The following is a 12,532-nucleotide window of genomic DNA, read 5'->3' as shown; positions in this document are numbered from 1 at the left end:
GGCGTCAAGAGAAAAATGTCGCACTCAGACAGTTGGCGGCTCAAGTCACATTTTGCGGGTTTCGCGATATGATGAGCCCATGTCCGAGTCGTCAACGAATGCCGACCTGCTCGAACGCCAACGCCTCGGGCTACGCGAACGCAAGAAGCAGCAAACCCGGGAACGCATCATCGACGTGGCGTTGCACCTGTGCGAGACACAGGGTTTCGACGCCACCACCGTCGAGCAGATCGCCGATGCCGCCGATGTCTCACCGCGCACGGTGAACCGGTACTTCGAGAGCAAAGAAGACATCGTCATCGCGCCGATCACCGAATGGTCGGCCGTGATCGCGGAAAACCTGCGCGCCCAGCCCATCACCGGCAATGAGATGCGGGCACTGCTCGATTCCTTCCTCAGCTTCGTGGACGACGTCGTCGACGACGGAGCGGCACCACGGTTCACCTGGTTCCAGCAGATGCAGAACATCATTCGCACCAGCCCGGCGGTCCGCGCCGCCAGCCTCGATGCCGCCGAACACAAGATGCGGCAGATGTCGACCGTGCTGGGCGAACGCATGGGCAGCGATCCGGACGGACTGGCGGTGCGACTCATCCTCGGCACCTGGCACACCATCATGCGAGTCGGCACCGAATGCGAGACCGAGGCCGGTCCGCCCGATTGCGTGATGAGCTCGGCGCGCGGCATGGCCGATGCCGTGGTCAGGGCGTATCACGAATTCGCCCGGGTCTGCGCCGCGCCCATTGTGGCCGACCCCACCTCGGAAGCGGCCGCTACTCCCCGTTAGAATCCCGAACAGGTCAAGAGCATCAGCGATAAGCCCCGGCTCGCTGATCGGCAACCCTCCAGCTGCGGTGGGGTGCTCCGGGTGAGGACCGGGCGCTCGAAGGACGAGCGCAAGCGCACTGTAGGAGGCCACCGAAATGTGTTGTTGTCGAAGCCTATTCGCCTTCAGATAACCTCAAATTCCGCCTATCGGCGACCTTTTCTTGGAGCACGACATGAGTGACTCGACCGCGCCCGCCGCAACCCCGGCGAGTGGGGAAATCGATCCGGCCGCCTGGTCTTTCGAGACCTTGCAGATTCACGCCGGACAGTCCCCCGATGCCGGCACCGGCGCCCGCGCCCTGCCCATCTACCAGACCACGTCGTACGCGTTCCGCGACACCGATCACGCCGCCGCGCTCTTCGGACTCGCCGAGCCGGGCAATATCTACACCCGCATCATGAACCCCACCCAGGACGTGGTGGAGCAGCGCATCGCCGCGCTCGAAGGCGGTGTGGCCGCACTGCTGCTGGCCTCCGGGCAGGCCGCGGAAACCTACGCCATCCTGAATCTGGCCGAGGCCGGGGATCACATCGTCTCCAGCCCGCACCTGTACGGCGGCACCTACAACCTCTTCCACTACTCGCTGCCCAAGCTGGGTATCGAGGTCAGTTTCGTCGAGGATCCGGACGATCTGGCGCAGTGGCAGGCGGCTATCCGGCCGAATACCAAGGCTTTCTACGGTGAGACGATCGCCAATCCGAGCAGCTCGGTGCTGGATATCCCGGGCATCTCGGGTGTCGCGCATGCGGCGGGCGTGCCGCTGATCGTGGACAACACGGTCGCCACCCCATACCTGATCCAGCCGCTGAAGCAGGGTGCGGACATCGTCGTGCATTCGGCGACCAAGTATCTGGGCGGGCACGGTTCGGCGGTCGCGGGCGTGATCGTGGATGGCGGCGCGTTCGATTGGACCGTCACCGACGCCGACGGCAAGTCGCGGTTCCCGGGCTTCACCACCGCGGATCCCAGCTACCACGGTGTGGTGTTCGCCGATCTGGGCGCGCCCGCGTATGCGCTCAAGGCGCGCGTGCAGCTGCTGCGCGATCTGGGTGCGGCCGTCTCGCCGTTCAATGCCTTCCTGATCAGCCAGGGCATCGAGACGCTGAGCCTGCGGATCGAGCGGCACGTGGCGAACGCGCAGGCGGTCGCGGAGTTCCTGAGCGAGCAGCCGGGCGTCGAATCGGTGTTCTACGCCGGGCTCCCGGGCTCGCCCTGGTTCGAGCGTGGCAAACAACTGGCTCCCAAGGGTGTCGGCGCGATCGTGTCCTTCGAACTGGCCGGCGGTGTCGATGCGGGCAAGAAGTTCGTGGACGCACTGGTGCTGCACAGCCATGTCGCTAACATCGGGGATGTGCGCTCGCTCGTCATCCACCCGGCCTCCACCACGCATTCCCAGCTGACCCCGGAAGAACAGCTCGCTTCCGGTGTCACGCCTGGTCTCGTGCGTTTGGCCGTCGGTATCGAGGGCATCGACGACATTCTGGCCGATCTGCGCTCCGGACTGACGGCGGCGGCAAGTTGACCGTGAACATCGAATCGAGCACCTCCCGTCCGGCCGCGGAAGTCCTGCTTCCGCCGCCGGACGGGACGCTCGGCAGCATTTCCATCGGGGCCGTGCGGCTGGAGAACGGCGCGGTCATCCCGGACGTCACGCTCGCCGTGCAGCGGTGGGGCGAACTCTCCGCGAACGCCGACAATGTGGTGCTGGTCGAGCATGCGCTGACCGGTGACTCGCATGTGGTCGGTGCCGCGGACGTGCATCACCCCCAGCCCGGCTGGTGGGACGGCATTGTCGGTGAGGGCGCGGCCATCGACACCCGCGAATGGTGCGTGATCGCCACGAACGTGCTCGGCGGCTGCAAGGGCAGCACCGGGCCCTCGTCGCTGGCGGCGGATGGAAAGGCTTGGGGCACACGGTTTCCCGAGATCTCCATCCGGGACCAGGTGACGGCCGAGGCCAAGTTGTTCGATCTGCTCGGCATCGACCGCCTGACCGCCGTCGTGGGCGGCTCCATGGGCGGCATGCGGGTCCTGGAATGGATGGTCGGCCATCCCGAACGCGTCGGCGCGGCCCTGGTGCTCGCCGTCGGCGCACGCGCGACCGCCGATCAGATCGGCACCCAGACCACCCAGATCGCCGCCATCCAGTCCGATCCGGACTGGCAGGGCGGCAACTATCACGGCACCGGCCGCGCGCCGATGACCGGCATGGGCATTGCCCGGCGGATCGCGCACCTGACCTATCGCACCGAATTCGAGCTCGACCATCGGTTCGAGAATCACGGGCAGGGCGATGAGAACCCGTGGGAGGGCGGCCGTTACGCGGTGCAGTCCTATCTGGAGTATCAGGCGGACAAGCTTTGTTCGCGTTTCGACCCGGCCACCTACGTCCTACTCACCGAGGCCATGAACCGGCATGACGTGGGTCGCGGACGCGGCGGCGTCGAGGCGGCCCTCGCGGCCACGCCGGTGCCCTGTGTGATCGGCGGCGTCGACTCCGATCGGCTGTACCCGCTGCGCACGCAGGCCGAGCTGGCCGAATTGCTGCCCGGTTGTAAGGGCCTCGAGATCGTCCGCTCGCGCGACGGCCACGACGGCTTCCTCACCGAGACCGAAGCGGTCGGCAAACTCATGGTCGAGACGATGGAACTGGCTCGCGCGGTGCGTGCCGCCCGGCGCTGACGGGCGGCCGCTCGGAACTTCGGCGGATGTCCGTCCGGACCATGGACGGAGATCCGCCGAGCCAGGTTACACACCGTCGCATGTCGGGCCTGTTTCGTCCGAAATACCCTGACCCGCTGCTGATTTCGTTCCGATGACACCTCCGTAACGGTGGCCCCGGAATCCGTGTGCTTCGCGTTTCCCGACCGTAATGTGTGCACCATGACGTCCGCATTCGATGACATGGATCTTCGCGATCTGGTCGACCTACTATCCCCGGAAGAGCAGCGCGAACTCCGTCCCGCCGTGCTGCGCGTACTCGAACGCCTCCCCGACCAGGAGGTCTTACGCCGCGAACTCGGGCGTCGCCTGACGGTCTAGGTCACGCCGAGGCTGCTGATGGTCGCGGCCAGCGCAATGATCGCGACCCCGAGCACGGTCAGCCAGACCACGTCGAAAGTCTTACCCCGAACCGCCAGCAATCCGGCCCGATCTGTCGGCAGCAGCATCCGCAATGCTGCCGCCAGCAATGTCGCACCCCCGAAGAAGAACGTCCCCCGCCGCCACCGATCCCACGCCAGGAACACCACCGCCACCACCATCACCACGGCGACCAGCACAATCGGCAGATTCTCCCGGAAGAACGCTCCGGAGCGACTGGTGCGGCTCTCGGGCGCGGCATGGGCTGGACTCACGCGCCGAGTCTAACGGCCGGGTCACGAACAGTACGGTTCTCTTGTTCTGAGATGCTGGACCGCGTGTTCCATCTGGTGTTCTTCGAACCGCGCATCCCGCCCAATACCGGCAACGCCATCCGGCTCGCCGCCGGTACCGGCTGCGAACTCCATCTGATCGAACCCCTCGGCTTCGACCTATCCGAGCCGAAGCTACGCCGGGCCGGGTTGGACTACCACGACCTGGCCTCGGTCACCGTGCACGAGAATCTCTCCGCCGCCTGGGATTCCATCCAGCCCGAGCGAGTCTTCGCCTTCACCGCGGCCGCCACCACCCGCAACACCGACATCGCCTACCGCAAGGGCGACGTCTTCCTCTTCGGCCCCGAACCCACCGGCCTTCCGGAAGCGGTTCTCGCCGACCCCCGGGTAACGGACCGCCTCCGCATCCCCATGCTCCCCGGCCGCCGCTCCATGAACCTCTCCAACGCCGCCGCAGTCTCCGTCTACGAAGCCTGGCGGCAGTTGGGCTTCCCCGGCGCGGTATAGGTGACAGGCAGCCGTTCGAGAGGTCTACTGACACAAGGCGCATGAGAAATCCGGACGAAACCGTCCTTGCTGCGCAAACTCAGGAGGCTGCGGACATGGGGAAATACCCTGATGACGTGTCCATTCCACACATCGAACGGCCCGAACTCCCGGAGTACATGTCTTGGGAGGAACTCGAACGACTTCCGGAAGAGATCGCGGAGCAGATCGAGCTATGGAACGGCCGGGTGGTCTGGGTTCGGCGGGGCCCCTCCCCGCACCAGAGGTTCATGCGCCGACTGGCCAACGCATTGGAGCGTTGCGCGCAAAAGTCGATGGCAGAGCGTACAGAGCTGTGCTGGCAGGTGGATGCCGAGAACAACGTCTTCTTCGGACAAAGCGGAAAGTCCGACTTTATGACGCCGGATTTCCTGGTGTTTCAATGTCTTCCGTCTACGCTTCAAGACATTCGCGCCACCGATGTCCTCCTGGTTGGTGAGGTGCTGTCACCCTCCAACACGGAGCCCGATATGGAAGCGAAGAAGAACCGCTACGCGAGCGCTGGGATTCCGTGGTACTGGGAAGCTCGTCTGGATCTGAACGGACCCGCCATATCGACCATCAGAGCGTACGCGCTCGCGCTCGAACTCGAACGTGGTCACTTGGTCGAGGGAGTGCGCCCACTACGCCCCGCCAATTACGTTCTCGCAGGTGAGTGGTCGCCCGCAGAAACCGATGGCGTCGAGTTCGACTTTCCGTTCTCGATTCGTATTCCATGGGCTGAACTCGAGTACTGAAATCAGTCGTCGATCTCGAAGCGTTTGAAGCGGGAGGTGGCTCCGGCGGTGACGCGGACGGCGGATTTGGGGACGCCATAGTGGTCGGCGAGGAGTTCGCAGGCTGCCTTGTTGGCTTTGCCTTCTACGGCGGGGGCGCGGACGTAGAGCTGGAGGGTGCCGTCTTCGAGGGTTTCGACGAGTGGACCCTTCTTGCTGTTCGGCTTGATCGTTGCCCGGACTACGGTCACGCGCTGCTCCCTTCTCGTCGGGAACATTGTCCCGGGGTCATCGGAAGTCTCGGGAGCGGGCCTCTATTCGGAGGTCGAGGCGTTGGAGGTGTTCGGCTACTACGGTGACTGCGCCTTCGGCGTTTTGGACTCGGCCTCGGATGAGGAGGGCGGGGGCGGATTGGGCGAGGCGGCGGTAGCGGGCCCAGAGGCCTACCGAGCAGACGACATTGATCATGCCGGTTTCGTCTTCCAGGTTGAGGAAGGTGACGCCGCCTGCGGTGGCGGGGCGTTGGCGGTGGGTTACCGCACCGCCTACGAGAACTCTTGTGCCGTCGCGGATTCCGAGGAGGTGGGCGGCGGGGATTACGCCGAGGGCATCCAGGCGGGGGCGGAGGAATTCGGTGGGGTAGCTGTCGGGGGTGACGCCGGTGGCCCAGACGTCCGCTGCCGCCAGTTCGAGTTTGCTCATGCCGGGGAGGGCGGGGGCGTCGGTGGCCGCACCGGTGCCGGGGAGGCGGTCGGGGCGTTCGCCTGCAGCGGCTCCGGCGGCCCAGAGGGCTTGGCGGCGGGTGATGCCGAGGCTGCCGAGGGCACCGGCGGTGGCCAGCGATTCCGCTTGCGGGACAGTCAATTCCACGCGGCCGGTGAGATCCAGGAATGAAGTATAGGGGCCGGGCATGCGGGCGGTGACGATCTGCTCGGCCAGTTCGGTGCCGATGTGACGGACGGCGGCCAGACCCAGGCGGACCTGCATGCCCTTCGCTTCCAGGGTGGCCTCGGCCAGGCTGTGGTTGATATCGGGGCCGTGCACGGTGACGCCGTGCCTGCGGGCGTCGGCGACCAGGGACTGCGGGGAGTAGAAGCCCATCGGCTGGGCGCGCAGCAGTCCGGCGCAGAAGGCAGCCGGGTGGTGCAGTTTGAACCAGGACGAGTAGAAGACCAGGGAGGCGAAACTCTGCGAATGGCTTTCCGGGAAACCGAAATTCGCGAAGGCGTACACCTTCTCGTAGATGCGGTCGGCGATCTCGCCGGTAATGCCGTGCAGGTCACGCATGCCCTGGTAGAAGCGTTCGCGGAGGAGTTCCATCTTCTCGGTGGAACGTTTGGAGCCCATGGCGCGGCGCAGCTGATCGGCTTCGGTGGCGGTGAATCCGGCGATATCCACGGCCATTTGCATGAGCTGCTCCTGGAACAGCGGGATGCCGAGGGTGCGTTCGAGGGAATTCTCCAGTGCGGGATGGTCGTATTCGACCTTCTCCCTCCCATTGCGGCGGCGAATGTAGGGGTGCACGGATCCGCCCTGAATCGGGCCGGGCCGAATGAGCGCCACCTCCACCACCAGGTCATAGAAGTTGCGTGGCTTCAGACGCGGCAGGGTCGCCATCTGCGCCCGCGATTCCACCTGGAATACGCCCACCGAGTCGGCGCGGCACAGCATGTCGTATACGGCGGCTTCGGTGAGATCCAGGCGATGCAGTTCGACGGTCTCCGATTTGTGCTCGCGCACCAGGTCGATCATGTAGTGCAGCGCCGACAGCATGCCCAGCCCGAGCAGATCGAATTTCACCAATCCCGCTGCGGCGCAATCATCCTTGTCCCATTGCAGGACGCTGCGTCCGGCCATGCGCGCCCATTCGGTGGGGCAGACATCGGCAATGGGCCGGTCGCAGATCACCATGCCGCCGGAGTGAATGCCGAGATGTCTTGGCAGGCCCTCCAATTCACCGGCCAGGGACAGCACGTCCGCCGGGATATCGGTGTGCTCCTCCTTGGAAACTCCGGTCCAGCGGCTCACCTGTTTGCTCCAGGCATCCTGTTGACCGGGTGAAAACCCCAGGGCGCGTGCGGCATCCCGCACGGCGGAGCGACCGCGATAGGTGATCACATTGGCCACCTGTGCCGCGTACTCGCGTCCGTATTTGGCGTAGACGTGCTGGATCGCCTCCTCGCGGCGATCGGATTCGATATCCACGTCGATATCGGGCGGGCCGTCGCGCTCCGGCGACAGGAACCGCTCGAAGAGCAGCTTATTGGCGACCGGATCCACATTGGTGATGCCGATGGCGTAGCAGACGGCCGAGTTGGCGGCGGAACCTCTTCCCTGGCACAGGATGTCGCTGTCACGGCAGAAGCTCACGATGTCGTGCACCACCAGGAAGTAGCCCGGGAAGCCGAGCCGCGCGATCACCTCCAGTTCGTGCTCGAGCTGCCGGTACGCCTTCTCATTACCGGCGCGCGGGCCATAGCGGCGGGCCGCGCCCTCCATGGTGAGTTCCCGCAGCCACGAGTTCTCGTCATGCCCGTCCGGCACGTCGAACGGCGGCAGCTGCGGTGCGATCAAACGCAGGTCGAATGCGCATTCCCGGGCCAGTGCAACGGCATTCGCCACCGCGCGCGGGCACTCCGCGAACAGTCGCGCCATCTCCGCCCCGGATCGCAGATGCGCGCCGCCGGTGGGAGCCAGCCACCCCGCCATCTCATCCAGGCTCTGCCGGGCCCGAATAGCGGCGAGCGCCATGGCCCGCTGCCGCTGCGGCGGTGCGGCGAAATGCGCTCCGGTGGTGGCGAGTACGGGCAATCCGACCCGGTCGGCCAGTGCGATGAGCCGGGCATTGCGCTCATCATCCTCGGGAATGCCGTGGTGAGTGAGTTCCACGCTCACATGCTCATTCCCGAAGCGCTCCACCAGATCTCGCAGTGCCGCCTCCGCCGCCGCGTCACTCTGTTCGAGGGCTTGCCGCACCGTGCCCTTACGGCAGCCGGTGAGCACATGCCAGTGCCCGCCCGCCGCCTCGGTGAGCCGGTCCAGGTCGTAGCGCAGAATCCCCTTCTCCCCCGCCGCCATATGCGCGGCGGCGATCTCCCGGGACAGCCTGCGATACCCTTCCTGCCCGCGCGCCAGCACCAGCAGATGCGGTCCGGCCGGGTCGGGCGCGCCGGTGCGCGGTGCGGAGTCGGTCCCCGCCGAGGCACCGGTGCGGCCACCCCTACTCCGCACGTCGAGTTCTCTACCCTGCGTATCGAATTCGCCATGCTCCCCGCCTTCCGCGATACCCGCCTGCGTTTGGGCGGCCCGCTGTCCGGAGCGGGGTTCGCCGCCACGGCCTCGCCGGATTCCGCGCGGCTGGAGGTGCGCGCCCGCCCGGGCCGCGGTGCCGATCGAGAGTTCCGCGCCGAAGATGGTTGGCATGCCCCATTCGCGGGCGGCCTCCGCGAATCGCACCACGCCGTAGAACCCGTCGTGGTCGGTGAGGGCGAGGGCTTCCAGTCCGAGCCGCACCGCCTCCTCGACGAGTTCCTCGGGCTGGCTCGCGCCGTCGAGGAAGCTGTAGGCCGAGTGGGTGTGCAGTTCCGCGTACGGCACCGCCGCCGCGGCGCGCTCGAGCGCCCCGGCCTGATATTTCCCTCGCTTGCGTGACCAGGCCGGACTGTCGCCGCCGTCGCCTTCGGGGTAGGCGCGTTCCGCGCTCGGCCGCCCGGACAGCACGCGTTCCATTTCCGCCCATGACGGTGGACCGTGGTGCCAGCCCATGACGCGTACCTCCTCTCCGCAGCAACCTTCGGGTATCGAACATACATTCGAAACCGAGCGGTCTCTACAAGGACCCGCCGAAGCCGAACCCAGAAACCCCAGGGGGCTCGAGAGGCACATCAGCACCGCGCTTTGCCGCCATTCGAGGGCGAAGTCCGGAGGCAATTCGAGTGTCTGGTGGGTCACCCTGGCAGCGGAACTTACTTTGAAGTAAGTTCTAGGCAATTCGATCCGCAAGGGAGCAGCGATGACCGATCTGTCCGCCACCAATGGCTCCGGTTACCTGGCCCGCCGGCGTGCCCGGCGCGACCTGACCGGTAAGCACGTCCTGATCACCGGCGCTTCCTCCGGCATCGGCCTGGCCGCCGCGCACGCCGTCGCCGAGAAGGGCGCGGTCGTCATCCTGCTCGCCCGCCGCGGCGATGAGCTCGCCACCGTGGTCGAGAAGATCAATGCCGACGGCGGCACGGCTTACGCCTACCAGTGCGATGTCACCGACGCCGAATCCGTGGACCGTGCGATCACGCTCATCCTGTCCGATCACGGGCATGTCGACATGCTGGTCAATAATGCGGGCCGCTCCATCCGCCGCGCCGTGCACCGCTCCACCGACCGCATGCACGACTTCGAGCGCACCATGGCGGTCAACTACTTCGGCGCGGTCCGCATGACCCTCGCCCTGCTCCCGCAGATGCGCGAGCGCAAAGACGGTCACATCGTGAACATTTCGAGCGCCGGAGTCCAGGTGGCCACCCCCCGTTTCGCCGCCTACCTGGCCAGCAAGGCCGCCCTCGACAAGTTCGCCGAAGTGACCGCCGCCGAAATGCTCGCCGACAACGTCACTTTCACCACCATCCACATGCCCCTGGTCCGCACCCCCATGATCGCCCCCAGCGGCGACCAGGGCACCTCCACCCAATCCGCCGAATGGGCAGCGGCCCTCATCGTCCGAGCCCTCAGCGAACGCCCCCGCCGCATCGACGTCCCCCTCGGCACCCTCGCCGAATACGGCAACCTGGTAGCCCCCTCCATCAAGGAGCGCGTCCTGCACCGCTACTACCGCGCCATCCCCGACTCCGCCGCCGCCAAGGGCGAAACAGTCACCGATGAAACCACCGACGTCGAAATCGTTGTCCCCCAACGCCGTCGCCGCCCCGTCCCACCCGCCCTCCGAGTAACCGGCACCGCCCTCCGCCGCGCCGCCCGCCTCGTCCCCGGCACCCACTGGTAATCCCCACCCAAGCAACACCGCACCCGAACAAGATCAGGGAGCTCTGGTGGCGGGGAATTGGACAAATTCCCGCCACCAGAGCTCCCTGATCTTGATAACTCGCTCTCACGGATGAGATGGGGATCGTCCTGGCGTGGGAGGCGGGGCGGGACGGGACCAGGGAGACTCGGGGGGCTATGAGTATTCGTGATGACGCTGTCGTTCCCTGGAGTGGGGAAGGGGTGGTGGCGGCTTGGGTTCGGGGGCTGCCGGGGTGGGTGGCGGATGTTGTTGTCACGGTGTTGGTGACGGTGGCTACGGTGGGGCCGCAAGTGGCGGAAAGGCGGGGCTGGTGGGTGATCGGGCTGGGAGTGCTGGGCTCGGTGCCGTTGCTGTGGCGGAGGCGGGAGCCGTTGGTGGCGGGAGGGGTGGTCGGGGCGGGGGTCATCGGGCTGGCCTGTGCGCATGCGCTGCCGGTGCTGCCTTATGGGACCGTGGTGTGCTCGTACACAATTGCCGCTTACAGCGGGGCGATTGTGCGACGGATCTCGGTCGTGGCCGGGGGGCTGGGGATTCTCGTGTCATTGATATTGCCGGGGGAACCGGTGGAGTCGTACGGGTATGCGGCGCTGTCGTTCTTGACGGCGTGGACGCTGGGGACGGGGGTGCGGGCTCGGCATGCGCAGATCGAGTTATTGCGGGAGCGGGCCTTGCGGGTGGATGAGGAGCGGGTCGCGGCGGTGGCGCGGGAACGAGTGTCGATTGCCCGGGATGTGCACGATATCGTCACGCACGCAGTGGGTTTGATGATCGTGCAGGCAGAGACCGGGCCACTGTTCACGCACACCGATCCGGATCGCGCGGACGCCACCTTCGCGGGGATCGCGGATACCGGGCGCAGCGCGGTACACGAATTGCGGCTCAGCCTCGCCAGCCTGCGTGATGGGCAGGACAAGGCTCGGCATCAGCCCGGTCTCGCGACGATCCCCGATCTGGTGGACATGTGCCGACGCGGGGGTGTGGCGGCGACATTCATCGAGAAGGGTGACAGCAGACCAGTTTCCGGCGAGGTCGGGGTCGCCGCCTATCGTGTGGTGCAGCAGGCGCTCACCAATACGCTCGAGCATGCGCGGGCCGAGCATGTAGAGGTCGTATTGGACTGGTCCACAACACAATTGACGGTTCGCGTTGCCGATGATGGCGCAGCCCGGCCGGGAACCAGCCGCACGGGAACCAGCACCGACCGCATCGGCATCGAGCCGACCGGCCCACGCCTCGAGCCGACCGGCACCGGACTGATCGGCATGCGCGAGCGCGTCGAAGCGTGCGGTGGAGTGTTGCGCACCAATGGATCCGGGGCTGGCTTCACCGTTGTCGCGGAACTGCCCATCGCCAGGGAGGTGTGAGCGTGCGGGTGCTCGTAGTCGATGATCAGGAGCTGTTCCGCGGTGGATTCGGCATGATCCTCGCCGCGGAATCCGATATCACCGTCGTGGGTGAGGCCGCCGATGGCATCGAAGCCGTCGAGAAGGCCGAGGCCTTGTCGCCCGACGTGGTGGTGATGGATATTCGCATGCCGCGCTTGGACGGCGTCGCCGCCACCGCCCGCATCTGCGCCCGCACGCCCGCGAAAGTACTGGTACTGACCATGTTCGACGCGGACGAATACGTCTACGCCGCGCTGCGTGCCGGTGCGAGCGGATTCCTGCTCAAGGATGCCCGGCGCGATGAACTGGTGGCGGCGGTCCGGGTGGTGGCCGACGGTGAAGCGCTGCTGGCACCCACGATCACCCGGCGTTTGATCGCCCAACTGTCGGGGCACGGCCATCCGCGCCCGGAGCTGGCGAACCGTTTGAGCGAATTGACCGACCGCGAACGCGACACCCTGCGTGAACTGGCGCGCGGGCAGTCGAACGCGGAGATCGCGGAGGCTCTGATCGTCAGCGAGCACACCGTGAAAACCCATGTCAGCGCACTGCTTTCCAAACTGTCGCTGCGAGATCGGGTGCAGGCCGTGGTGTTCGCGTACGAGGCCGGACTGGTGGTGCCGGGCCGAGACCACCCCTGAACAGGCCGGTGAGAAGGCCCG

12 protein-coding genes and 1 riboswitch are annotated in these 12,532 nt (G+C 66.3%); of the genes, 9 read left to right on the top strand and 3 right to left on the bottom strand.

Features of this window, described 5'->3' with window-relative positions; translation table 11 throughout:
- Nucleotides 1-79 precede the first annotated feature (79 nt).
- The 4 genes from AB0N05_RS22680 (at nt 80) to AB0N05_RS22665 (ending at nt 3,871) form a co-directional block, all read left to right on the top strand.
- The gene (locus AB0N05_RS22680) at nt 80-787 is read left to right on the top strand and encodes a TetR family transcriptional regulator (protein WP_364697544.1); all 708 of its coding nucleotides are present in this window, start codon (nt 80-82) and stop codon (nt 785-787) included.
- Between the two features lie 11 nt (nt 788-798).
- Nucleotides 799-909, top strand: a riboswitch (SAM riboswitch).
- 92 nt (nt 910-1,001) lie between these two features.
- Nucleotides 1,002-2,351: a bifunctional o-acetylhomoserine/o-acetylserine sulfhydrylase gene (locus tag AB0N05_RS22675; RefSeq protein WP_364697541.1), complete on the top strand. Its 1,350-nt coding sequence runs from the start codon at nt 1,002-1,004 to the stop codon at nt 2,349-2,351.
- Nucleotides 2,348-3,511 (top strand): homoserine O-acetyltransferase, encoded by a 1,164-nt coding sequence (locus AB0N05_RS22670; RefSeq protein WP_364697538.1) that lies wholly within the window; start codon nt 2,348-2,350, stop codon nt 3,509-3,511. The genes AB0N05_RS22675 and AB0N05_RS22670 overlap by 4 nt, the downstream gene beginning before the upstream one ends.
- Nucleotides 3,512-3,712: 201 nt before the next feature.
- Entirely contained in the window at nt 3,713-3,871 is a 159-nt protein-coding gene (locus AB0N05_RS22665) for a hypothetical protein (RefSeq protein ID WP_364697535.1), read from the top strand.
- Here the strand turns inward: AB0N05_RS22665 and AB0N05_RS22660 are convergent.
- Entirely contained in the window at nt 3,868-4,185 is a 318-nt protein-coding gene (locus AB0N05_RS22660; RefSeq protein ID WP_364697532.1) for a DUF3017 domain-containing protein, read from the bottom strand. The genes AB0N05_RS22665 and AB0N05_RS22660 overlap by 4 nt on opposite strands.
- A gap of 63 nt (nt 4,186-4,248) precedes the next feature.
- Here AB0N05_RS22660 and AB0N05_RS22655 point away from each other — a divergent pair, with 63 nt between their 5' ends.
- Together AB0N05_RS22655 and AB0N05_RS22650 are read left to right on the top strand one after the other, a co-directional pair.
- Nucleotides 4,249-4,713 (top strand): tRNA (cytidine(34)-2'-O)-methyltransferase, encoded by a 465-nt coding sequence (locus tag AB0N05_RS22655; RefSeq protein WP_364697907.1) that lies wholly within the window; start codon nt 4,249-4,251, stop codon nt 4,711-4,713.
- 158 nt (nt 4,714-4,871) lie between these two features.
- Entirely contained in the window at nt 4,872-5,489 is a 618-nt protein-coding gene (locus AB0N05_RS22650) for a Uma2 family endonuclease (RefSeq protein WP_364697905.1), read from the top strand.
- A 2-nt stretch (nt 5,490-5,491) separates the two neighbouring features.
- Here AB0N05_RS22650 and AB0N05_RS22645 read toward each other — a convergent pair whose 3' ends face one another.
- Complete coding sequence (locus AB0N05_RS22645; RefSeq protein WP_364697529.1) at nt 5,492-5,746, bottom strand: DUF167 domain-containing protein; 255 nt, start codon at nt 5,744-5,746, stop codon at nt 5,492-5,494.
- 10 nt (nt 5,747-5,756) lie between these two features.
- Nucleotides 5,757-9,233 (bottom strand): error-prone DNA polymerase, encoded by a 3,477-nt coding sequence (locus tag AB0N05_RS22640; RefSeq protein ID WP_364697526.1) that lies wholly within the window; start codon nt 9,231-9,233, stop codon nt 5,757-5,759.
- 247 nt (nt 9,234-9,480) lie between these two features.
- On the opposite strand from AB0N05_RS22640, the gene AB0N05_RS22635 reads away from it, so the two are divergent.
- The 3 genes from AB0N05_RS22635 (at nt 9,481) to AB0N05_RS22625 (ending at nt 12,511) form a co-directional block, all read left to right on the top strand.
- On the top strand, nt 9,481-10,464 hold the full coding sequence (locus tag AB0N05_RS22635; protein ID WP_364697523.1) for an SDR family NAD(P)-dependent oxidoreductase: 984 nt from the start codon (nt 9,481-9,483) through the stop codon (nt 10,462-10,464).
- Between the two features lie 176 nt (nt 10,465-10,640).
- Complete coding sequence (locus tag AB0N05_RS22630) at nt 10,641-11,849, top strand: histidine kinase (protein ID WP_364697520.1); 1,209 nt, start codon at nt 10,641-10,643, stop codon at nt 11,847-11,849.
- Nucleotides 11,846-12,511 carry a response regulator transcription factor gene (locus tag AB0N05_RS22625; protein ID WP_364697517.1) on the top strand — a complete coding sequence of 222 codons (666 nt, stop codon included), beginning with the start codon at nt 11,846-11,848 and terminating at the stop codon, nt 12,509-12,511. The genes AB0N05_RS22630 and AB0N05_RS22625 overlap by 4 nt, the downstream gene beginning before the upstream one ends.
- The last annotated feature ends 21 nt before the right edge of the window (nt 12,512-12,532 follow it).

The organism is Nocardia sp. NPDC051030 (assembly GCF_040683015.1).
GTDB lineage: Bacteria > Actinomycetota > Actinomycetes > Mycobacteriales > Mycobacteriaceae > Nocardia.
This window is presented reverse-complemented; position numbering and strand designations above follow the sequence as displayed.

What these genes read in the sequence shown, in the direction of transcription:
- AB0N05_RS22635 (WP_364697523.1), top strand. Translation starts at nt 9,481, where the DNA reads ATGACCGATCTGTCCGCCACCAATGGCTCCGGTTACCTGGCCCGCCGG.
- AB0N05_RS22650 (WP_364697905.1), top strand. Translation starts at nt 4,872, where the DNA reads ATGTCTTGGGAGGAACTCGAACGACTTCCGGAAGAGATCGCGGAGCAG.
- AB0N05_RS22665 (WP_364697535.1), top strand. Translation starts at nt 3,713, where the DNA reads ATGACGTCCGCATTCGATGACATGGATCTTCGCGATCTGGTCGACCTA.
- AB0N05_RS22675 (WP_364697541.1), top strand. Translation starts at nt 1,002, where the DNA reads ATGAGTGACTCGACCGCGCCCGCCGCAACCCCGGCGAGTGGGGAAATC.
- AB0N05_RS22680 (WP_364697544.1), top strand. Translation starts at nt 80, where the DNA reads ATGTCCGAGTCGTCAACGAATGCCGACCTGCTCGAACGCCAACGCCTC.
- AB0N05_RS22630 (WP_364697520.1), top strand. Translation starts at nt 10,641, where the DNA reads ATGAGTATTCGTGATGACGCTGTCGTTCCCTGGAGTGGGGAAGGGGTG.
- AB0N05_RS22645 (WP_364697529.1), bottom strand. Translation starts at nt 5,746, where the DNA reads ATGTTCCCGACGAGAAGGGAGCAGCGCGTGACCGTAGTCCGGGCAACG.
- AB0N05_RS22640 (WP_364697526.1), bottom strand. Translation starts at nt 9,233, where the DNA reads ATGGGCTGGCACCACGGTCCACCGTCATGGGCGGAAATGGAACGCGTG.